The following is a 23,017-nucleotide window of genomic DNA, read 5'->3' on the forward strand; positions in this document are numbered from 1 at the left end:
ACCTTCATTTCGTTAGAGGTTGAGTTTTATAGTTGCTGTAATCTGCTTCGGCACTGGCATGGCCACACCACCAGACGAATAGAATTCAGGATCCTGTCCGTATAATTTCTTATCAGCGTATAGCAACAGTAAATTAGTTCCAGTCAACGTAAGCGATGCGTTGCTTAACCCAGTGTTTGCAAGTAGTTTGGAGGGCAGCATATAGGACAATGAAATCGTACGCATGCGAATGAATCCTCCGTCCACAACCCGGGCCGTTGAATAGTTATAGTTATTGTATGGATATATAGATCCCAATCGGCTAAGCGAAGTGAGATCCAGTATAGAAGGCACATTCGTATGCTGCTCATCTCCCGGCAATACCCAACGGTCGAGGAACTCACGTGGCATAGCATCGAGATCAGAGTAACGTGTTTTGAATGCAGGATTCAACCGGATCTTATTACCAGCCTGGTATGTGAGGAATATATTCAGTGTGATATTCCTATACTTGAATATATTTGATAAGCCACCGGTTACAGTAGGATCAACGGAGCCCTCATACTTGAGGTGTTGGATGTTAGGACTTTGCAAAAATACATCTGAGCTTAAATTTCCATCCTGGTTGATAAACAACGGCATGCCGGATTCAGGATCGAGTCCTTTATAGTCTACCGAGAATAATCCTCTCACCGGATATCCTTCCATGGCGCCTCCTTCCGGAAATACAAGGTTGAAAATGCGCGGTTCATTACGCAGGTTCGTGATCTTACTTTTATTATAGCTGAATACATAGTTTGTATTCCAGCTCCACTGCGTGCGATTAAATATAGTTGCACCTATAGTCAGATCCACTCCGCGCGATTTCATATCAGCATAGTTGATCGCTTTATAAGGCTCGCCTCCTATACCGGATGTTTTTATAATGCTGATCAGGTCGAATTGATTGCGTTTATAAAAGTCAGCAGTAATCACAAGCTTATTGAAGAGACCGGTGTTGAAGCCAACGTTCATCTCGTATTGCTTCTCCCAGGTGAGATCCGAATTTTCAAGGCTTTCTATACCGATCAATGATTCACCTTCATTTAAATAAGGCCTTCGTGTAGCAGCCGTTCGAAATACAACGGAGGCATTGTTGGCATTACCGGTGTTGGCGGTAAGTCCATAGCCCGCTTTCAGTGTGAGGAAATCTATAGCTTGTGCGCTTTCCATAAAACGCTCGCTATCTATATTCCATGCACCACTCACATTCCATGTAGGCAACCACCGGGCTGTACGCGATTCACCCAGACGATTTGATCCGTCCATCCGCACAGTGGCGTTGAGTACATATTTACTCTTATACGAATACGTGGTGCCCGCATAAAAACTTGCATAGCGTTCATAGCCATAGCCCATACCGAAGTAGTTAAAGTTTCCTTCGAGCAATTGTTTGATGAGCAGATAATCGGTATAAGGAACACCACCTCTGCTATATTGATAGCCATAACCGTTGGCAAATGAAGTCTGGCGATCAACCTGACGGATCTCCTGCCCTGCCACCAGATTTATGCTATGTATACCTGTGAATGTATGATTCCAGGTTAACTGATTTTTAAAATAGTAACTCGCCATCTTGTCATCTGTACGATTATAGAAACCGCCTTGTGGCAACACCACTACCGGGTCTACATTCGGATAATCCGGATTAACGTACAGAAATTTATTTCCCATACGAATAATCTGTGAACCATCGGCCCTATAGGCTTCCGCCATGTTCGAACCTTCTTCAACCTTGTGTTCCGTTACTGTACTCACGGAGCGCGCTGAGCCTATAAAATCGTACTTCAATTCTTTCAGGAGCTGATAACTGAATTCACCCTGTAGTTTGAAATCAAGCTGGTTAAGATCTATATAGTTTTTATTGACTTCGTTGATGATGTTGAACGGAGCATAGTTGCGTGTGAAGTATTCCAATTTACCTTCTTCATCATAGGCGGTTAATACACGACTCGTATTCAATGCATAGCTAAATGGGTTGATATCAAAATCGCGATCGTATCCACCTTCTACTACATTCGTTTGACGAGACACTGTACCGGGTGCACGCTGATCGCGCACCGAACCGGAAGCTATAATTCCCAGACTTGCTTTATCGGAGATCTTAAAATTACCACGAGCGTTCGCGGTATAGCGTTTTACATTGTCAGCAATAGACCACCCGTTGTCATTGTAATAACTGGTAGAGAAATATAGTTGTGACGCTTCAGTACCTCCGGAAACACCTAATGAATGTTCCTGTACAAAAGAGTTATCGAAGAGTATATCAAACCAATCGGTGTTGGCGGTTGCATAACGTTGCAGGAACGCACGCCTGCCCGCATCTGTGTTGGGAAGGTCGAAATCATCCGAGCCGTTATTATAAGAATCGTTTATGATGTTATACATCTTGGTATATACACCACCGTTGGGCAGATTCGCTACATCAGCATGGTTCAACAATCCCTTGCGTTCCATCTCGGTATATACCGACATCTGGTCTACGGAATTCAGAATATTATAGTCGTTATAGGAAGGCCTGAGGTATGTTGAAAAATTACCGGTATAGGTGATCTGCGGTTTTCCAATGCGGCCTTTTTTAGTTGTGATCACGATCACACCATCTTTAGCGCGAGCGCCATACAACGCAGTGGCTGAAGCGTCTTTCAGAATCGTAATGTTGGCTATATCATCCGCATTGAGACCAGCCACGGATGAACCGATCAGCGTGCTGGGATCTCCCGTGGTCAATTGTTCTGCCGATACATTGACAACATCTTCGAGTACAACACCATCAATTACCCAAAGTGGTTTATTATCTCCGGTGATAGATGTGGCTCCGCGCACACGAATCTTCGGAGCTGCACCAAATGTACCGGATACGTTTTGAACCGAAACTCCGGCCGCACGTCCCTGTAACATGCGGCTCAGATCAACGGTGCCTTCAGTTTTTATATCTTGTGCCGAAAGACTTACAACGGATCCTGTAAAGAGTCGTTCATCAACAACCTGATACCCGGTTGATACTACGGATACTTCTTTCAGTGTTGTGATATCTTCCGTGAGCTCTATATCTATACTGCTTTGATTGTTGACGACTATATCTATAGGTGCATACCCGATGAAGGAGAATGTTAACGTTGATCCCTTCTCTACTTCAAGGGAGTATTCACCATTCGCATTGGTTATTGTTCCGCGAGGCGATCCCTTTACGGTAACATTTACTCCTGGTAGTGGTTGCTTATCCGTAGAGGATACAACCCTGCCGCGCACAATGATCGACTCCTGTGAATTCTTCGGGGCTATAACAATCAGGTTGCCCTCCAGAATTTTATAGGTCAGATTTGTAGGTGCAAGCAATTTCACCAGTACATTCTGAAGTGATTCATTCTTTGCCGAGACCGAAACTTTTTTATTCAGATCAGCAAAAGAATCATTGAAGAAAAAAGAATATTCACTCTCTTTCTCAATGACGCGAAACACTTCGCGTAGCGTAACGTCTTTCAGTTCAATGCTTAGATCCTGTGAACTCGCATTCGATGCAAGGGCAACACCTACAGGAATCAATAAAAAAAGCCAGATTCTCATAACCACCGTTATTTTATTCAATACTGACCGGACACAGACTTGGCCGTATCTTATTTTTTTCATAGAATTAAATGGGATTTGGTTAACAAAAAGGAGTATTGCCTCCGCTTGAAAAAGCGTGGCAGACTGTTTACCAGTCCTTCAAGGATCAGGAGATGTGACAGCATCTTTTGATCCCCTTTTATTTTATGGCGTTGGTCAGCTGTGGTGTTGGTATAAACTATGCATGATGTTGGGTTTAGGGTTCGTGTATATATAGTTTCGTTACGGAACTTGCAAAGAGTTGTATTTAGATTTTGTCGATTGGTTCTCCCGAAGCGTTACTGTTTTCTCCGCAATGGTAAATTCAATAGGTGATGTGAGTGATAATGCTTTCAGCACCTGCTCCAGACTAAGCTGTCGCAAGCGACCCGTATATCTATAGCGCTGCAGTTCCTCATCCTGAAAATTTATTTTGATATCGTAAAGCCGTTCGATCTTTTTTGCAAGTTCATTCAGCGACTCACCTTGCACTGATAACCATCCATCTTTCCAGGCAGTCTCCATGGCTGCGTCAACTCCCCGCTCAACCTGAAAGGTATATTCTCCCGCAAAGGCTGCACCTCTATTGCTTGTTCTTGAAGCGATGAGTTTCTCATTGGGTTTTAACGGAGTAACTTCAGTTTTACCTGCCTTGGTCGTGCGCTCGATGTTGATCAGTCCACGTACAAGCGTGGTGGTTGCACGGTCATCGTCACTGTACGCTTTGATGTTAAAGGCTGTTCCCAGTACCGCCACGGTATACAACGGTGTCTCTACACGAAACGGAACTTTCATTTTCACGACATCAAAAAAAGCTTCGCCTTCCAATCTTAAATGACGGTTCTCTGCTCCGAAATCTTTATTGAAAGTAATTTTGCTTTTAGCATTTAACCACACGTGAGAACTATCGGGTAAGGTTACATACGTCTTGGAGCCTGCCGGTGCTTCTATTGTTGTGAGTTGCGCAGTGTTGTCTGAATTTGAAAGTATACCGCTAAAGCGAGCCCCTATAAAAAAAGATATAGCCATGCATACAAGGAACACCGCGGCATAGCGAAGCCACGGTATCGCTGTACGTTGCTCGCGGACTGGCACCTGCTGACGTATCGTGTCCCATACGAGTTTCCAATCTTTTTCTGCATTGATCTGTTGATAGGGCAACCCGTCCATCTTCAGCCAATACTTTTCAACCAATGTGAACTCTTGCTGAAAGGCAAGATCATTTTTCAATGCTTCCCATTCTGCTTGTTCATCAGCATTCAATCCACTGGTTAATACCTTGGTGGCCAGGTACCATTTTCGCTCATTCAATTCGTGCTCTTGCATACGGTATATAGTATAGGGTAACTGTTTATAGTTCGGACATATATATTCTATCGCGTAACGATAAGTTTACGGGTTGTATCCATACCGTGACCCGCTACACGAATCAAATACGCCCCGGGTGTCAGTGCCGAGGCATCCAGCGTTACGGTATGTTTGCCTGCCGTATATCGTTTACGTTGTGTCAAGACTTTTTTACCAACCATATTCTGAATGTCAATTGTTACTTCACCGGGTTTATATACCTCGAGATCAAAAGACGCATTGGCATGCGCGGGATTCGGATACGGCACGGATACACGTATCGCCTGAAAATCATCCTCCACTCCCACGGGTGTTGTAAATGTAAAATCCATGATCACCACACCGGCTTCATGGTATGAAGTTCCGCCAAAGCCACCGATGTCACTTACCCGTACATATATCTTCTGCCCGGCAGTTACCGGGTACCCAGAAATTATAGATTGGTCTTGATTATCATTGATGTCGTCATTGCAGGCAACCTGCGACATGTTCTCATCGAAAAATGCAACGATCGTATTGAATCTGGATTCAGAGAGATCAGCAGTAATCAGTCCATTACCGGGCGCTATAAAATACCACCATACTGAATGAATCTCCTCAAAACCTGTATTCTGGCAATAGGCCAGTATATCATGATCCTCTTCATACGTAGCGGGATATGTAGATGATCCGTAACGGGAAACTGTTGGCGTGATTTGTATAGCATCTGCAAAATTATCATTGATCACATCGGGGGGTACTACATCAATGGCTCCAAAGTATGTGGTTACAGAAGGAGTATATTCCTGGCCATTGGCTATATATTTCTCAAACGTAATATCAATTTGCGGATACGGAAATACAAGTTGTCGCGAATCATCCAGGACGTATACAATCCAAAAGAAATGGACGCTGCCTAACTCCATCGCTATATTTCCAGTAACTTCAAAGGTCTCGGATGGATTCTCCAATGAACCGAACAACGGTACCAGGCCGGCTATAATATCTTCTATCACAACATATTCGTCAGTAGTATAGTATACTTTCACTTCTTTTATAAGCGAAACGTCCGTTGTGCCTTGCGTAGTGAAGGTAATGGACGAAATATCAACGTTACCATAATCGCCATTCACTACAAATTCAAGCGTGCCCGGAAATGCAACATCGCCAAGCTTTACCGGAGGTTGAGGCGGAGATGTAGCTTGTCTGAAAAACGTATCGTCAATATAGGCCGCCTGCTTCGGGCGAACTTCCACGTCATCCATGAACCATATACCGGATACTGCTTCAGGACCAACATTGGCAACGTGGACAAAAGATATATAGATTGGTATACCGGCATAAGCAGAAAGGTCTACCCGGATTTTTCCATTTACCGGATCAACGTATTCTGGTAAATCCTCTTCCGCAAAAGTGGCCAGCGTTTTTGTAAAAGCATCCGGAGCTTTACTCGTTGTGGTCGAGATTTTAATATAGAACATATCACCGGTGAGAAAGACAGATCTGCGTGTATTAAACATCAGGAAATCACCGGCTACAGGTGTGATCTGCGGAGTGATCAGCCAATCCTCATCGGTCATGCCTTCGCGACCGGGTTCTGCATCACTGATTACATATTTCTCTACACCAAACTGATTATACTTCCATACACTCCAATGTATAGGGCCAGCGCCTCCGCCATTCTGCCATGAAGTCCATCCTTCGGGAAGATCACCTTCATCCGCTTCATCGAAACTTTCGTAGAACGTTACTTGCTGTGCCTGCGCTATAGCCGTTATGAATACAAAAAAGCAAAGGACAAGGCAATGGCATGTTGTTCGTATACCTATAGATGGAAGAATATATTTACTGCGCCAGGAATGCGGTTGTAATAGGGAGTAAAATCTCTGCATAGAGTCTGAGGCTTGGGTAAAAAATAAAATCGCCCTATAGACCGGAAATCCTGTCGCAACCCTTAAAAGGTTTTAAAATATTTTTTTTGCCTATGAAAAAAGGAACAGGAAAAGAGAAAGCAGCAGATCCCGTAATCGTTTTAGAGCAATTGAAATCTGGGCTTCTACTGTTTTTATCGAGAGTTGTAAATGATCGGCTATAGCCTGGTTGGAAAGTTTCTCCATGCGACTGAGAAAAAATATCTCTCTGCATTTTTCCGGAAGACGATCGATAGCCTGCATTAACAGTTCTTCCTGTTCTGCAGCCAGCATATTTTCAAGCGGGTTGTCGCTCGATAAATCTGATTTACCATAGTTACGCATGTGCCGTTGTACAACTTTATTCGATTCAATAAAATTAAGACAGGCATTGCGGACACCGTGGTATAAATATGTTTTCAGTGAAAAGCGAATGTTGATGGCTTCATGCTTTGTCCAGAAACGAACGAAAAATTCCTGTACAATTTCTTTGGACTCCTCCACATCTCCCATATACTTCATCGCAAAAAGTGTGAGTGGACGATAATATTGATCAAAGACAATCCTGAAAGCGTCTTCATGACCTTCTTTCAGATGTTTAATAAGATCGTCTTCGGAGTACGCTTTCACCTTCTTTATACCTCAAAATTCATTTTGACCTATATATGACGATAAGCCTGTTTAAGCATAGGCGTTCCGTTGAATCCGGTGGACGCAATATAAAGATGCGGTGTTCAGGTTATTATTTCAACATTACACGTCAAGACAATTCCAAACAACCGATTTTTTTATTAACGGTATTCTTTCAAGGTTGTACTGTTATAGAATTTCTGCAGAAAATATGCCTGTGTTCATTCGAACAATGGATTATTATTGGCAGGAATCGCCATCGTGCTTTATTTCAGCGCACGAAAAAATATGGATTCAGAAGGTTCTCTTTATTATACAAGAGTTCTTCATCCTTGTCGAGTTGAAGTACTTTTAGCCCTATCTCTTTTAAAATGGCGTGTGCAGCCGCAGTGTCCCACTCCATGGTTGGCGCATAGCGCGGATATATATCCGCTTGGTTTTCTGCCAGCAGCATAAATTTGAGGCTGCTGCCTTTCGATACAAGCGTTGGCGCCTGCAGGGATTCTATGAATGCTTTCGTTTCCTCGTTCATGTGCGAACGCGAAGCAACCACGCGCAGACCGGGTTGAGTGAGATCAATCGGAGTACGCGCGGGAAGTTGTGACGTTTTATTTTCTCTTTTTACAAATGCACCAGAACCTTGTGCTGCAAAATATACTTCACCTGTAACGGGTATCGCCACAACGCCGAGTACAGGTATATTTTTGTGAATGAGTGCGATGTTTACGGTGAACTCATCATTGCGTTTGAGGAATTCTTTTGTCCCGTCCAGCGGATCGACCATCCAGAAGTAAGGCCAGGCTTTGCGTTCTTCGTATGCTATTGCCTTCCCTTCCTCACTCAACACGGGAAAGCCAGTAGCCTGCAGCCGTGAAGCGATCACTATATGTGCTTGTTTATCCGCCAGCGTTAGCGGGGAATTATCGCCTTTGGCTTCCGCCTGAAAATCTCCGGAATGGTATACCTGTAGTATGGCTTTACAAGCTTCTTCGGAGGCTTGAATGGCCAGGGGTAAAAGTGATTTGATATCCATCCGAAAATATACACTTATACAATCATTCCCGCAGCAACTGTCTCGTTCGTTCCTTCATCTACCAGAATCAAACTTCCGGTAATGCGGTTCTTGCGATAACTATCAAAAAGCAACGGTTGGGCTGTGCGGATCTTTACCCGGGCTATCTCATTCATCGTTAATTGATCAACATTCTCCACACGATGAAGTGTATTGATATCCAGCTTATACTGAATTTCTTTCAAAACACCTTTTACTTCTTTCGATGTATGGCGTACATAGAACTTTGAATTCAGGTTGATCGGTCGCTGGTTCATCCAGCATAACATTACATCAACATCTTGTTCGGACTGCGGATGATTGTTGGGCTTAGCGATAATATCTCCTCTGCTAATATCAATTTCATCTTCCAGTGTAATCGTAACGGACATAGGCGCAAATGCCTCCTCTAATTTCTCATTACCAAAGTGTATATCTTTTACTTTGGACTGAAAACCAGAAGGCAACACCACTACATCATCGCCCGGGCGAAATATACCTCCGGCAACGCGTCCTGCATATCCTCTGAAATCGTGATACTCCTTAGACTGTGGACGAATAACATATTGCACCGGGAAACGGCTGTCGATATGATTGTGATCGCTCTCTATGTGTACTGTCTCCAGCATGTGCAATAATGTAGCACCCTGATACCAGAGCATATTCTCGGAACGGTTCACAACGTTATCGCCCGCCAGAGCACTGATCGGCACAAACTGTATATCGGATACCTCCAGCTTGGAAGAAAATGCTTTATATTCTTCCATGATTCTTTCGAATACATCTTCCTTGTAATCCACCAAATCCATCTTGTTAATACAAACAATGATGTGCGGAATTTTCAGCAACGATGCAATGAACGAATGGCGATAGGTTTGTTCAACAAGTCCTTTGCGTGCATCGATCAAGATGAGTGCAAGATTCGCTGTTGAAGCGCCCGTTACCATATTACGGGTATACTGTATATGGCCGGGTGTATCGGCTATAATGAATTTACGTTTAGGCGTAGCGAAGTAACGGTATGCTACATCGATGGTGATGCCTTGCTCGCGCTCCGACTTCAATCCATCCGTTAACAAGGAAAGATCAACGTAATCAAATCCTTTCTTCGCGCTGGATGCTTCCACTGCTTCGAGTTGATCTTCAAAGATAGATTTACTATCAAACAACAAACGACCGATCAATGTACTCTTGCCATCATCTACACTGCCGGCTGTAGTGAAACGAAGAAGTTGATTATTTATATAGGAATTCATTTCGAGTATATATTAACGATGCGTGATTGATTAAAAGTAGCCCGACTTTTTGCGGTCTTCCATAGCGGTTTCAGAACGCTTGTCGTCTGCACGGGTACCGCGTTCGGTTTTACGTGACGCTGCCACTTCTGCAATGATCTTCTCGATCGTATCGGCATCCGATTCAACAGCACCGGTGATCGGCATATCGCCACATGTTCTGAAGCGTACGATCTTCTTTGCAGGAATTTCATCCGGTTTCAATTTCAACCAGGGTGATGTCGATAAAATCGCACCATCACGCATAATCACTTCGCGCTCGTGCGAATAATATAGCTTAGGGATGGGTATATTTTCGAGGTGTATATATTGCCATACATCCATCTCTGTCCAATTGGAAATCGGGAACACGCGGAAGTGCTCACCTATATGTTTTCTTCCATTGAATACATTCCATAATTCAGGACGTTGATTTTTAGGATCCCATTGTCCGAACTCATCACGGTGTGAAAAGAAGCGTTCTTTCGCGCGGGCCTTTTCCTCATCGCGTCTGGCACCACCCATGGCAGCATCGAATTTATACTGCTCGATGGTATCCAGCAACGTTACGGTTTGAAGTGAATTACGACTGGCGTTATAGCCACTCTCTTCCTTGGCGCGACCTTTATCTATACTTTCTTGAACAGAACCAACGATCAGCTTTACACCTAATTCATTTACAAGCCAATCGCGATACTCCATTGTCTCCGGAAAATTATGTCCCGTATCAATGTGTACCAACGGAAAGGGTATACGTGCAGGAGCAAATGCCTTGCGTGATAAATAGGCCAGCACGATGGAGTCTTTGCCTCCTGAAAATAACAGAGCTGGTTTTTCAAACTGGGCTACTACTTCACGGATCACAAAGATCGCTTCGGCTTCCAGTTCTTTTAAGTGACTTAAATAATATTGGTGGCTCATCTTGTTGTTTCTTTTCCTTGTCTCAAATGCCGCTTAAGAAGTCACGGTAACTTTTGGCAAAATATACTTCATCAACTGATCGATCGACTCTTCAACACTTACCTGGTGAGTCGGTATTATAATGTCTGCTTGCAGTGGCGCTTCGTAAGGCGAATCTATACCGGTAAAGTTTTTTACTTCTCCGGCACGCGCTTTCTTATAGAGTCCCTTTACATCGCGTTGCTCGCATACTTCCAAAGGCGTATCTACGAAAATCTCGATATAGTTTTCTTCCCCTACAATATGTTTTACCTGTTCGCGGTCTGCATGAAAGGGAGATATAAATGCTGATAACACAATGATGCCTGCGTCCAGAAAAAGTCTTGATACCTCTCCTATCCTGCGAATGTTTTCTACGCGGCCTTCATCGGTAAAGTTCAGGTCTTTGTTGATGCCCGCGCGGATATTGTCGCCATCGAGCAGATAGGTTTTAAAACCCTTAGCGTGGAACTGAGCTTCGAGCTGAACAGCCAAAGTTGATTTTCCTGAACCTGATAAACCGGTGAACCAGATCAGGCGGGCGTGTTGCTGAAACAACTGCTCGCGTTGCTGCCTGCTTACTTTTGTTTTAATGGGATATATATAATTCAAGATCGAAAATGTTTTAGTTGATACGAATAGCGTTGTAGCGTATGCTGGTAACTACCAACAACAGAGCAATTTACAAGAATGCAAACGGCATCTAACCGATCCATCTATTCTGTACACACCGGTGTGATGTGCTTCAAAACATTTATTACCTGAATGTGAACGATCCATAAACCACTAATTCTGTAGAGTAATGCGGCAAAGGTAAAACGAATGGCGAAGTCTACAAGGAGATTCTGGAGATCGTGATTAATTTTCTTGATTTACAAACAGCCGTTTGGGTTTGGGTGGGCCTATTTTCGAGAGAATTGCGAAATGTTCAAAACTTGCCCAATCTAATCTTATTGATTACAGCTAAAAACTTCTGGGACTGACTTAACGAAGCCTTTCAAATTTTTCACAAAAGACGTTGTCAAATGGGCACCTACTCCCGAGAAGTTGTGTACTTAAGTATTTCACACTTGAGTTCCTTTAAGCCGACACCAGTTAATCGTTACCCGCTATAGATATACTATAGAACAGATAACGATTAACAAGCAACCAATAATGGCTTAGCGAATCTCCCAATAACGCTTGAGCATTTTGAGGAAGTCTTCCATCTGGTGCAATGGAATCATATTGGGGCCGTCACTTAATGCAACTTCAGGATTTGGATGTGTTTCGATGAAGAAACCATCTACTCCAGCAGCGGCAGCAGCACGAGCGAGGAACGGAGCAAACTCACGTTGACCTCCGGATGATCCGCCTTTGCCTCCGGGTTGTTGAACAGAATGTGTTACATCAAAGATCACCGGAGTATATTGACGCATGATAGGCAACGAACGGATGTCAACAATCAAAGTATGATATCCAAAACTTGCACCGCGCTCCGTCAGAAATACATTGTTATTATTTTCTCCGCGTACTTTATCAACGGCATACTTCATGTCTTCAGGAGCCATGAACTGACCTTTCTTAATTTTTACAGCTTTACCTGTACGAGCCGCAGCCTTTAGTAAATCTGTCTGGCGACATAAGAAGGCAGGGATCTGTAATACATCAGCAACCTCTGCAGCTTCTGCACATTGATACGATTCATGAACGTCCGTTACGATGGGTACATTCAATTCTTTTTTTACACGCGCCAGTATTTCGAGACCATCTTCTTTTGACGGTCCCCTATAGGAACCTGACGAAGTTCGGTTTGCTTTATCGAATGAAGACTTGAATACATATTGAATGTCCAGCTTCTCGCAGAGCTCTTTTACTTTGCTTCCGGTTTGAATACATATTTCATAACTCTCCGCTGCACAAGGACCGCCAAACAAAACCATCTTGTCTCCACCCAGCGTGATCTTGTCTGCGATCTGAACTTTATCCTTGAATATTTCCATGTTTATAGTTTACGCTTCTAAAATCTTTTCAAACTCACCTCTTGCAGAAAGCACCAGGTCCGCCACTTCACGCAATACACCGTTGCCTCCTTTGGTCAGCGTTACAAGGTCTACACGATCTTTTATATACTGAAATGTATCCGCGGGACAAACACTGAGACCTGCCAATCTGAAAACAACAAGATCATTAATATCATCCCCGATGAATGCAACTTCTTTGGATTTTAATTTATAGTGCTGCACCAACTTTTCGAAAGTAGATGCCTTATCAAGTATTCCCTGGTGACAGAAGTCGATCTTGAGTTCTGCACATCGTTTTGTTGTTGCACCGGATTCTCTCCCGGATATAGCACCTGTAATAATACCCGCCTTTCGAAGGTGGCTGATGATCTGGCCATCCTTCACATTGAAGTTCTTGATCTCCTTACCAGTCTCATCGTAGATGATCTTTCCCTCCGATAACACACCGTCTACATCGAAAAAAATAGCTTTAATGTTACCAGCTTTCTTTACCTGTTCTTTGGTATACTTTGCAAGAATCTGTTTCAAACGATTGATGGTTGTGTTTTATTCACGGAATTGTGTTCCGAAAATTAGAAAAAGGTTTTTACTTTCAAGCACCAAACCTAAACTGTCAATGAAAGTTTTTAAGTTCCTCATCTCTCTTCTCATCACTGTAGGGCTCGTATACGTTCTGGATAACAGCTTGGTGGTGAAGGGAAACCGACTTCCCCCGTTAGGGAGATTCCTCGATCCGTTTCATGGATTCTGGCAAAATATCGAATCGAAAGATGCACGTGTTCCCGAACAACCGGATATTCCGGGGTTAAAGGGCAAGGTCACGATCGTGTTCGACAGCCTGATGATCCCGCATATATTCGCGGAGAACGATGAGGATCTTTACCTGGCGCAGGGTTATGTTACCGCCATGCACAGGCTTTGGCAAATGGAAATTCAAACGCATGCCGCTGCAGGAAGAGTTTCTGAAATTGTGGGAGAAGTAGCACTCGACAACGATAGGGCTAACCGAAGACTCGGGATGGTATATGGTGCTGAGAAAGCGTTGGCCGGTATGATGAAAAATCCTACCACCAAAATGATGGTGGAAAAATATACCGAAGGCGTAAATGCCTATATCGCGTCACTCAATGATAAGACACTTCCGTTCGAATATAAATTACTCGATTACAAACCTGAACCGTGGAAACCCCTGAAGTGCGCTTTGCTGTTAAAAAATATGGCGAAAACACTTTGCATGGGCGACAAGGATATGGAGATGACCAATACCCTGAAGCTATACGGTAAAGACGTAGTGGAATTGCTATACCCGGATCGCGAACCTATCGGTGATCCTATTGTCGACCATGCGAATGCTTGGAAATTCAAACCCATTACTTTTGATAGTATATCACGCAGTGTACCCGAAGAGTATATCAACGTAAAAAAAATACCTCCCTCCGATCCTACTGCAGGCAGTAACAACTGGGCTGTAAGCGGAAGTAAAACTGCGAGCGGTTCGCCTATACTGTGTGGCGATCCACATCTTAATTTGTCGCTGCCATCTATCTGGTATATTGTTCAGTTGCATGCACCCGGCACCAATGCGATGGGCGCTTCCTTACCAGGATCTCCTGCTATCATTATAGGCTATACGGATTCCGTTGCGTGGAGTGTTACAAACGCTCAACGCGATCTTGTCGATTGGTTTGCTATTGAATTCGAGAATGACAAGAAGGATAAGTATATGTTCGATGGTAAATGGACAGAAACTAAAAAAGTGATTGAAGAGATCCACGTTCGTGGGAAAGATATAGTGTACGACACCGTGATCTATACGCACTGGGGTCCGATCACGTACGATGAAGATTTTCATGGAGAGAATAATCTTGTGCAGCATGCTTTCCGATGGATGGCGCACGATGAATCGGAAGAACTCATGACGTTCTATAAACTGAATCGTGCAAAAAATCATAATGACTATACGGATGCCCTTCATCATTACGCTACGCCACCGCAGAATTTTGTATTCGCTTCTGCTTCCGGAGATATAGCGATGCGGGTGCAAGGTAAATTTCCAGTGCGAAGAGTATATGAAGGAAAATTTATACTCGATGGCAGTAAAAGCACTAACGGCTGGCAAGCCTATATACCAAACGAACAAAACATACAGTATAAAAATCCGGAGCGCGGCTTTGTAAGCTCGGCAAATCAATACCCGGTAGATGCCACTTATCCCTACTACATCACAGCTTCCAATTTCGAAGCCTATCGCAACAGAAGAATAAACACTGTACTTAATGGATTGACTGGAATTACTATTGAGGACATGATGAAGCTGCAAAACGACAACTATAATTTAAAAGCAGCCGAGAGCCTCCCTATATTTCTAAGTCACCTGGACTCCACGCATCTCACCCCACAACAGGCCCGGGCGTTTCAAATTCTTAAAGATTGGAACTATATAAATGATAAGGATTCAGAAGGCGCTTCTTACTATGAAGCCTGGTGGGATGTATTGATGCCGTTGATCTGGGATGAGCTCGATAAAAACAAGACTGCACTTACGCGTCCGACTACCTTTAATACCATCCGGTTGATCAAAGAGAAACCTGACCTTGTTTTCTTTGATATACAGGGAACGCCAGAAAAAGAAATGGCGGGAGATGTACTCCGAAAAGCTTTTGCACTGAGCGTTGAAGATATTGAAAAATGGAAACAGGAACGGAAAGCTAAACTTGCAACAACAGCCAGCACCGAGAAACCAAACGATGGTGCCCGGTGGTCGGTATATAAAGATAGTTATATAGGACATTTACTTCGCCTGGAACCTTTGAATGTACGGGTGCTCACCGGTGGTAATCACGACATCGTTAATGCGCATTCCAAAACCAACGGACCTTCGTGGAGAATGATCGTGAGCCTGGAAAAATCCGGGGCCAAAGGATGGGGTGTATATCCTGGTGGACAATCAGGAAATCCTGGAAGCACCTACTATAGCAACATGGTTCCAGCCTGGAGCACAGGGAAATATTATAGCCTGGGCTTCTTTCAAAAACTGGAAGATGCCGGTTCCGAAAAAATCACCACCCTTCAACTCAATCCTGCAACCAAATGAAATTTATCATACAGGTAATCGCTATAGTTATATTGGCATTTATAGCTGAGTCATTTCTTCCCTGGTATAGCCTTGCAATAGCAGCTGCTATAGCCGGGTACTTTTTAAAATCGAGGGCCAACTTTCTCGCAGGGTTTCTGGCCATCGGATTCCTGTGGTTCATCAACGCCTGGATGATCGACAGTGATGCTGCCGTTGATCTTGCCGGTAAAGTAGCGTTGATCTTTCCTTTGAAGGAGAAAAATCTGCTTATGCTTGTAACCGCTTGTCTCGGAGCAATTGTTGGCGGCTTTGCTACCCTCACCGGGTCGCTACTAAAAACTGAGAAGAAGAGAAACTACTATTAATTTTTAGTTAAACTGTTTGAATTTGGACACTTGTATACGTGTTAACGCTTTAGAATATACTATATTGAGTTAAATAAAACCTAAACACGTACCTATATGAAAACAAAAAACGTACAGGCGGCATTCTTAATTAGTGCTATAGCATTTAGCTTATTCAGCTTTATAGCAGTGCAACAATGGGTAGAGCTGGGCTCTCGCAAAGTAAACTTTGGACTGGACCGTGATGTGATCAACGTGTCCAATCGTGATGGCTATTTCGAAGCCATCAAAATTGTAGTTCGCGGAGGCGCGCTAAATATGCACCGATGCACCGTTCATTTTGAAAATGGCGGCACACAGGAAGTTGAGTTGCGTCACAATTTTGCGAAGGGTTCTGACAGCCGCGTTGTTGATCTGAAAAGGAAATAAGCGCTATATCGATAAGATCGAATTCTGGTATGATACTAAAAATGCTGCTAACCGCAAGGCAGAAGTTGTTGTCTGGGGCAAACGTTAATTTCTCTAAAATAGAAAAAAATCACCTATATAGATATATAAGTAAAGCCTCGAAGTTAAAATAACTTCGAGGCTTAGCTACGGTAAATTATATATACAACCGGATCTGCATCTATAGCATATCGCTATAATTATTCCATTCGCAGTGATTTTACCGGGTTTGCAAATGCTGCTTTCATTACCTGGTAGCTAACGGTGAACAGTGCAACCAACAATGAAGATCCTATCGCGAGTACAAAAAACCATGCGCTGATCTCTACCTGAAACTTAAAATTCTGCAACCACGTGCGCATCAGCCACCAGCCCAGCGGACCGGCAATCAAGAACGCAATCATTATAAGTCCTGCAAATTCCTTCCAGAAAATCCAAAGTATATTTCCCGCACTGCTACCCAATATTTTACGAATACCTATTTCCTTCGACTTTTGCGTCACGGTGAAAGACACTAGTCCATATAGTCCAAGGCATCCAATGAAAATTGAGATAAGTGAGAACGTCTGGATCAATTTGAGCATAGTCTCTTCACTTTCATAAAACTTTGCTATACTATCGTCCAGAAATTCATATTCAAAAATCTGATCAGGATGTTGCTGGCTCCATACTCCTTCAATGGCAGACAAGGTAGATTTTGCATCTGACAAATTCAGTTTCACCGCATAGTTTTCATAATCACCGCTATACGTGGTAATGAGTATAGGACTTATTTCTTCATGAAACGATTTATCATGGAAGTCTTTCAGCACACCTACAATAGATGCTACCATTTGACCGCCATTGGCTACAATTACTTTTCCTATAGCATCTTCAGGAGACTCAAGTTCCAGCTTGCGTACCATGGCCTCATTCACTAACATTTCTCTTACTGTATCAGAAGGTGTAAGATTTCTTCCGACAACAAATTCCAATCCGAACGTAGAAGCATAATCGGCATCAGCAGATTTTATGCTGGTTCTGAAATTGACTTCTTCCGAGCTATTATTAAATTTGATAGAGTTGCCCCAATCTTCTTCAGACGCAGGTGCAGTATAGCAGAGTGACACATCTTGAACTCCGCGTATCCTGGAGATTTCATTTTTCAATGCTTCCTTACTGGTCGGACTAGCATCGTTGCCTGTCGCGATCATTACAATCGCCTCCTGATCAAAACCCAAATCAGATTCTCTGGCAAATCGTATTTGACTAACAACCACGATCACTCCTATAATTAGTATCTGAGATATCGCAAACTGCGATACGATCAGCGTGCGACGCACATTGAAGCCACCAACATTTTGTTGTGTAACTTTTCCTTTCAATGCTGTTACGGGTTGAAACTTCGCTAAAACAAGTGCTGGATAATATCCGGCCAGAAATGTAACCACGACACCAAGCGTCACTATAAAATAGATCAACAGGTAATCCGCAAATGGATTTAGTGTCATGTGTATATTAAAAAGACTATTCGCATAAGGAAGAATCAGCGAAGCCAACCCTATAGCCATGACTATACCAATCCCGCAGATGATTGCTGTCTCAAAAATGAACTGCCAGAAAAGTTGACGCCTCAGGCTTCCCAAAACTTTCCGTACACCAACCTCCTTCGAGCGCTTTAAAGCTTGCGCTGTAGCCAGGTTCACAAAGTTTACGCATGCTGTTGCGATTAAAAATAAACCTACGATGGATAGTATATATAGCTTTTGTCTTTCCATAGCACCACCATACCGTGCATCGAAGTGAATCTCTTTCAGAGGTTGCAATTTATAGTGGTGTACATTCTTGCTGGTGGGGCGATGTTTCTTTACATACGCAGGCATAACACTTTCTACCTGTGCAATGGAGACGTTGGGCTGAAGCCGTGTATAGCATTGCATACCATCGCGAATGCCTCCCCATCCATCGGTCTCATTTGCCAGCCACGGATTATAGGATTTTAACGTGACATAGGATACAAAAATTCCTGCCTTTAAATCTGTATTCTCGGGAAAGTCCTTGAGTATACCTGTTACCGTGAATGGAAATTTATTTCCAAGCCAAAATGTTTTACCAATCGGATCTTCATTGCCAAAGTATTTTCGCGCAATGGCTTCGGTCATGACCGCAGTATTGGGATCAACAAGCACGGATCTTTCATCACCTTTCAATAAAGGGAAATTGAATATCTCGAAGAATGTTTTCTCGGCAAATGCAAGTCCATCCGTTTCATTGTATTTTAATACTTTGTCTTTTTCCTTCAGCGTAATAAGCACATCACGCTCGGTATAGACACGCGCTACCTTTTCGCCAAATGTATAGTCATTTCGGAAAGACTCTCCTAACGGTGATGGCACACAGTTTCTATAGGCCACTACATCGCGGTGCAATTCTGTAACGATTCTGTAAACACGGTTTGAATCCTTGTGGAAGTTATCAAAACTAAGGTGATGCGTCACAAAAGTAAAAATTAGAATACCACAGGTCATGCTGAGTGCAAGACCTGCTATATTAATAATAGAATAGGCTTTATTACGTTCCAGGTTTCTCCACCCGATCTTAAAATAACTTCTGAACATAGTATAGTTGTTTACATGTATATATACTTCGGCTGGACGGATTATTCCAGGTCGGAAAAGCAGCAGCACATCGATGATGAACAGTATATCTGCTTTCCGTTTGCCGGATTTCTTTAATCGCCTTTCATAAACTTCCAGGAGATCGCCTTCGATGTAGTCCTGCATCTCGGGATGACAATACCAACGAAAGAAACGCATGAAGAGCCCCGGAGGTGACTGAATTGATTTTTTGCGCATCAGCCTGCCAGGTTAATTTGAAATATAGTCTTGGGAATAGCCCGCCAAAGTTCTTCGCGGGTTTCTTTTGCATGTAACATGGCTTTCTTACCCATGGCGGTAATTTCAAAATATCGCTTAGGTCTCCCCGCTCTTTCATCACTGGACTCCCCAGCGTACGATTTAAGATAGCCTTTGTCTTCCAACCTTTTCAGCGCGGTGTGCAGCGCTCCCATGCTCACGGTTCGTGAAAGCCGGGATTCGATTTCATCTTTTATCGATACACTATACGCTTCGTTGTTAAGTATACCAATCGTCAGGATTACTATTTCTTCAAACTCCCCTAACTGATATTTTTTCATCTCCGGAATAATTTAATCCAAATGTAGGAATAATAACTATGCCAGAAACTAAAACCCCTATATATACCCATCTGTGACACTGGATTACCGGGTCAGTGCACGCAATTGAACAATAACTGATCGAATCTGGTCGGTCGCGAATAAGTTTTTACACTGTTGGAAAAAGTAATCTATAATTTGCCCGGCAGATGGCAATTTTTAGAAAAGGAAACCATAATTATCTTCCAATCTTTCAAGTAGTTCATCCGCATTCACTTTCTTCCTGAAAAAATTTTCGAACGGATCACCAACGTTTTTGAGCCTTGTAAAGATGGTTTCTGTATTGAAGTCTTCCAATCTTAACCCCTCCTTTATTTCTTCCCATAGAAGCGGAGTTGCAATCGTGGCCAACGGTCCGGCTACCAGAGAGTATGGAGCGACAATACTTTTTCCTTCCTCATTACATGTATAGTCTAACGACACCTTCCCATACACATCACCACCCGATCCCTCACGGACTACATCATTTGGGATTTTCAGGCTGATAAGATTACAGATATATTCGGCTACAGCTTTCGCGGTTTCAAACTTACTTTTGGAATCGAGTGGTATATAAACATGCAGCCCAGATTTACCATCTGCCTTTATAAAAGAAGGTAACTTCAATCCATCTAAAATCTCCTTGGCCGTGAGCGTTACATCCAAAGCCTTTACAAGTTCAAATTCCGGAGAATCAATTACAATAAGAATATAGTCTGGCGTGGCAGGCTGCTTTACTTTCGCGTGCGCAACATTAAACTCGATATATCCTCGTTCTACATACAGTAACACATGCTCTTTATCATTGCATAAAAGTATAGACTGTGTTTTATCCTTCGGCATGGTAATCGGTTTAATCCAGTCAGGCATCTCCTCTTCGTCACTTTGAAATAGTGATGCTACGTTTAATGCTACCGGAGCACGTAAACTTTCAGCTTGTTGGCGTACCCATAAGGGGCGATCCTTCATATAGGGTAAAATATATTCCGATATTTTGTTATAGTAATTCAGTACATCTTGTTTGTTCAACCGTGGTTGCCTGAAAATGATTTTATCAAGATCTGTAAATTGAATCTTGTGCCGCAGTTTGAAATCAGGTTGCCGGGGCGCTTTCTCAACGATCTTGATTTCCTTCGTTGGAGCACGAGCCTTTTCTTTTTTCGTTACAGCTGGTTTCTCTTTCGACTTAGGAGCAGGGAAATCATATTTCCTAGCTTTCTCTTTTTTTCGAACGACAGGAAGTTCGGGAAGCGAACTGAATTCCTTCTTTATCGCTTCGTCAAATTCGAATGGTGCTTCATCCCATATTTTATTCGAACTGCTATGAAAGTAATATATACCAGAAACCTCATCACTACTATTGAGCTGATGGTTGGATGATTCAAGATTATTCAGCACCGTTTCATAGCCCATGTCGTAAAACAATTCGGCATCGCCTTGGAGTCCTTCAACGCTTATCCGCTCATCTATAGACTGACCTGCCTTGGTGATGTAAAGCCGTATCAGCTTTTCGCGGTCTGCCCTGTCTTTACAGTCTTTGACCAACTGAAGAATCGTCTTGAATGCTTTTGTGTTCTTGCGAATTAACATCGTGCGAGTGCTTGATTGTCCAAATATAAAATTAAGCATTCACGATGTTCTGCGTACACTATTTTTTAGCCGAAACTATATTTAATAGCTTGGCTTTTTTTGTCAATACGCTTATTTGATGCGCTTGAATTTGACATTCTTCGCTCCGAAATTTGAAATCTTAAATCTGGTCACTTCCTTTCCTTTCCGTATGAACTCCAGTTCGAAAGCAAACGTGTTTACGCCTGAAAATTTGTCTTTCCCTATGGGAGAAAGTTCCATATCACTCAGCCGCGGATGCGTCATTATCAATGTATCCTTTATAATCTTGAATCTATATACTGTGGTCAGCTCGTCACTTTGATAAGCACCTTCAAAGTCGGTTAACCGGTTGCTATACTTCTCTGGTTCCGCAGGAGTTTTACTTGCGCTCTGTGTAGTAATAACATTGGGCACTTCTATAAATTTATCCTGAAGGTACAAATCTATCAGTGGCGTAACTTTCCCCAGCATTGTATAGTGTTCATTGTTGCTCAACGTAATTACAGCCAGGTTGTTTTCAGGAAACCTCATCAGCACGGCTCTATATCCGGCAACATGTCCGCCATGACTGATAACCGGAAGACCTTTATGCTTTCTGCGTAATTGACCTTTTGCATGATATATAGTATCCTCTTGACTCATGGCCCATACAACGGGTTCGTTATTGTCCAATACAGAAATTTCGTTGAACGCCTTAATCAATGCTTGATCGCCTACGATCGGATTATCAAAATTGTTGACCCACTTTGCCAGGTCTTCCGCAGTTGTCAATAAATTCGAGGGGCCAACGTTGGAATGGCTCTGTTCCATTTTTGTGAACTTGCCGTCTTTTAACTGGTATGAATACGCGCGATTTTTTATGGTCTTATGGTAATCATCATAAAACAGTGAGTTGGTCATTCCCAGAGGTTCAAAAATATTTGCTCTCGTAAAATCAGAAAAAGACTGCCCGGTGATTCGACTGACCGCTTCTGCTAAAAGAGTATAGCCTGTGTTGCAGTATCCGAATGCAGTTCCTGTTTTGAAGTTCAGTTCTTTCTGTATTGACGCCAGCTTTAAAATCTGTTCTGTGGTTATTACATCTTCCTCATGCCAGCCCGCCAGTGCATGTATAGCCCATTGATCGCGCAGGCCACTTGTATGCGCCAGCAGGTGTTTGATCCTGATCGGACTACCATAATCGGGAAGCTCCGGTATATATTTCCGAATGTCATCCTCGAATGAAATTTTCCCTTGTCGCTCTAACAGGTATACTGAGAATGCCGTGAACTGTTTGGAAACGGAACCTATATGCATCGGTGTTTGTGTCGTGACGGGAATATCATATTCGAGATTGGCCATTCCATATCCTTTTTTAAAAACTATCTTTCCGTCCTTCACCACTACCACGGCAACGCCCGCGGTTTCTGAATTATATTCCGAGAACAAGCTATCGATCTTCTTCTCGATCCATTGATCAGGAAACTGCGCAATAGCATTGTATGTGATTAGCAACAGAATGATGGAGGTTGATACCGTTCGTATTTTCATGGTATATATTTTCATGGATGGAGCGTAGCACTATAATTTTATACGATCGAAAAATAATATCAAAATTTATCGGACGA

General features: G+C 42.9%; 16 protein-coding genes and 1 pseudogene. 3 read left to right on the forward strand and 14 right to left on the reverse strand.

From position 1 onward, the window contains the following. Positions 1-12: 12 nt before the first annotated feature. From B5Y40_RS23255 to B5Y40_RS23300, 10 genes and pseudogenes are all read right to left on the reverse strand, one after another. Complete coding sequence (locus B5Y40_RS23255) at positions 13-3,585, reverse strand: SusC/RagA family TonB-linked outer membrane protein (protein WP_221408979.1); 3,573 nt, start codon at positions 3,583-3,585, stop codon at positions 13-15. Positions 3,586-3,849: 264 nt separating this feature from the next. Next, on the reverse strand, positions 3,850-4,932 hold the full coding sequence (locus B5Y40_RS23260) for a FecR family protein (RefSeq protein WP_079689223.1): 1,083 nt from the start codon (positions 4,930-4,932) through the stop codon (positions 3,850-3,852). Between the two features lie 47 nt (positions 4,933-4,979). Beyond that, the gene (locus B5Y40_RS23265) at positions 4,980-6,824 is read right to left on the reverse strand and encodes a T9SS-dependent choice-of-anchor J family protein (RefSeq protein WP_079689224.1); all 1,845 of its coding nucleotides are present in this window, start codon (positions 6,822-6,824) and stop codon (positions 4,980-4,982) included. A 90-nt stretch (positions 6,825-6,914) separates the two neighbouring features. Continuing rightward, positions 6,915-7,472 (reverse strand): RNA polymerase sigma-70 factor, encoded by a 558-nt coding sequence (locus tag B5Y40_RS23270; RefSeq protein WP_159453790.1) that lies wholly within the window; start codon positions 7,470-7,472, stop codon positions 6,915-6,917. A 271-nt stretch (positions 7,473-7,743) separates the two neighbouring features. Beyond that, positions 7,744-8,505 carry a 3'(2'),5'-bisphosphate nucleotidase CysQ gene (cysQ, locus tag B5Y40_RS23275; protein ID WP_079689226.1) on the reverse strand — a complete coding sequence of 254 codons (762 nt, stop codon included), beginning with the start codon at positions 8,503-8,505 and terminating at the stop codon, positions 7,744-7,746. 14 nt (positions 8,506-8,519) lie between these two features. After that, complete coding sequence (gene cysN / locus B5Y40_RS23280) at positions 8,520-9,779, reverse strand: sulfate adenylyltransferase subunit CysN (protein ID WP_079689227.1); 1,260 nt, start codon at positions 9,777-9,779, stop codon at positions 8,520-8,522. A gap of 30 nt (positions 9,780-9,809) precedes the next feature. Further along, positions 9,810-10,721, reverse strand: a pseudogene (cysD, locus tag B5Y40_RS23285) (sulfate adenylyltransferase subunit CysD); the annotation flags it as partial. A 30-nt stretch (positions 10,722-10,751) separates the two neighbouring features. Next, the gene (gene cysC, locus B5Y40_RS23290; RefSeq protein WP_317043570.1) at positions 10,752-11,348 is read right to left on the reverse strand and encodes an adenylyl-sulfate kinase; all 597 of its coding nucleotides are present in this window, start codon (positions 11,346-11,348) and stop codon (positions 10,752-10,754) included. 548 nt (positions 11,349-11,896) lie between these two features. Next, entirely contained in the window at positions 11,897-12,718 is an 822-nt protein-coding gene (kdsA, locus tag B5Y40_RS23295; protein ID WP_079689230.1) for a 3-deoxy-8-phosphooctulonate synthase, read from the reverse strand. Between the two features lie 9 nt (positions 12,719-12,727). After that, complete coding sequence (locus B5Y40_RS23300) at positions 12,728-13,267, reverse strand: KdsC family phosphatase (RefSeq protein ID WP_079689319.1); 540 nt, start codon at positions 13,265-13,267, stop codon at positions 12,728-12,730. 88 nt (positions 13,268-13,355) lie between these two features. Here B5Y40_RS23300 and B5Y40_RS23305 point away from each other — a divergent pair, with 88 nt between their 5' ends. The 3 genes from B5Y40_RS23305 to B5Y40_RS23315 all read left to right on the forward strand — a co-directional run bounded on the left by B5Y40_RS23305 (position 13,356) and on the right by B5Y40_RS23315 (position 16,588). Then, the gene (locus B5Y40_RS23305) at positions 13,356-15,833 is read left to right on the forward strand and encodes a penicillin acylase family protein (RefSeq protein WP_159453791.1); all 2,478 of its coding nucleotides are present in this window, start codon (positions 13,356-13,358) and stop codon (positions 15,831-15,833) included. Then, positions 15,830-16,180 (forward strand): hypothetical protein, encoded by a 351-nt coding sequence (locus B5Y40_RS23310; protein ID WP_079689232.1) that lies wholly within the window; start codon positions 15,830-15,832, stop codon positions 16,178-16,180. Before B5Y40_RS23305 ends, B5Y40_RS23310 begins: the two co-directional genes overlap by 4 nt. A 96-nt stretch (positions 16,181-16,276) precedes the next feature. Then, a complete protein-coding gene (locus B5Y40_RS23315) occupies positions 16,277-16,588 on the forward strand; it encodes a hypothetical protein (protein WP_079689233.1) in 312 nt (103 codons plus the stop codon). Positions 16,589-16,806: 218 nt separating this feature from the next. Here B5Y40_RS23315 and B5Y40_RS23320 read toward each other — a convergent pair whose 3' ends face one another. The 4 genes from B5Y40_RS23320 to B5Y40_RS23335 all read right to left on the reverse strand — a co-directional run bounded on the left by B5Y40_RS23320 (position 16,807) and on the right by B5Y40_RS23335 (position 22,940). After that, on the reverse strand, positions 16,807-19,440 hold the full coding sequence (locus tag B5Y40_RS23320) for an FtsX-like permease family protein (RefSeq protein WP_079689234.1): 2,634 nt from the start codon (positions 19,438-19,440) through the stop codon (positions 16,807-16,809). Next, a complete protein-coding gene (locus B5Y40_RS23325; RefSeq protein ID WP_079689235.1) occupies positions 19,440-19,781 on the reverse strand; it encodes a PadR family transcriptional regulator in 342 nt (113 codons plus the stop codon). The genes B5Y40_RS23320 and B5Y40_RS23325 overlap by 1 nt, the downstream gene beginning before the upstream one ends. Positions 19,782-19,979: 198 nt before the next feature. Further along, positions 19,980-21,389: a non-homologous end-joining DNA ligase LigD gene (ligD, locus tag B5Y40_RS23330; RefSeq protein ID WP_079689236.1), complete on the reverse strand. Its 1,410-nt coding sequence runs from the start codon at positions 21,387-21,389 to the stop codon at positions 19,980-19,982. Between the two features lie 111 nt (positions 21,390-21,500). Then, entirely contained in the window at positions 21,501-22,940 is a 1,440-nt protein-coding gene (locus tag B5Y40_RS23335; RefSeq protein ID WP_159453792.1) for a serine hydrolase domain-containing protein, read from the reverse strand. Positions 22,941-23,017: the final 77 nt, after the last annotated feature.

The sequence above is a fragment of the Ohtaekwangia koreensis genome (assembly GCF_900167975.1).
GTDB classification, from domain to species: Bacteria; Bacteroidota; Bacteroidia; order Cytophagales; family Cyclobacteriaceae; genus Ohtaekwangia; species Ohtaekwangia koreensis.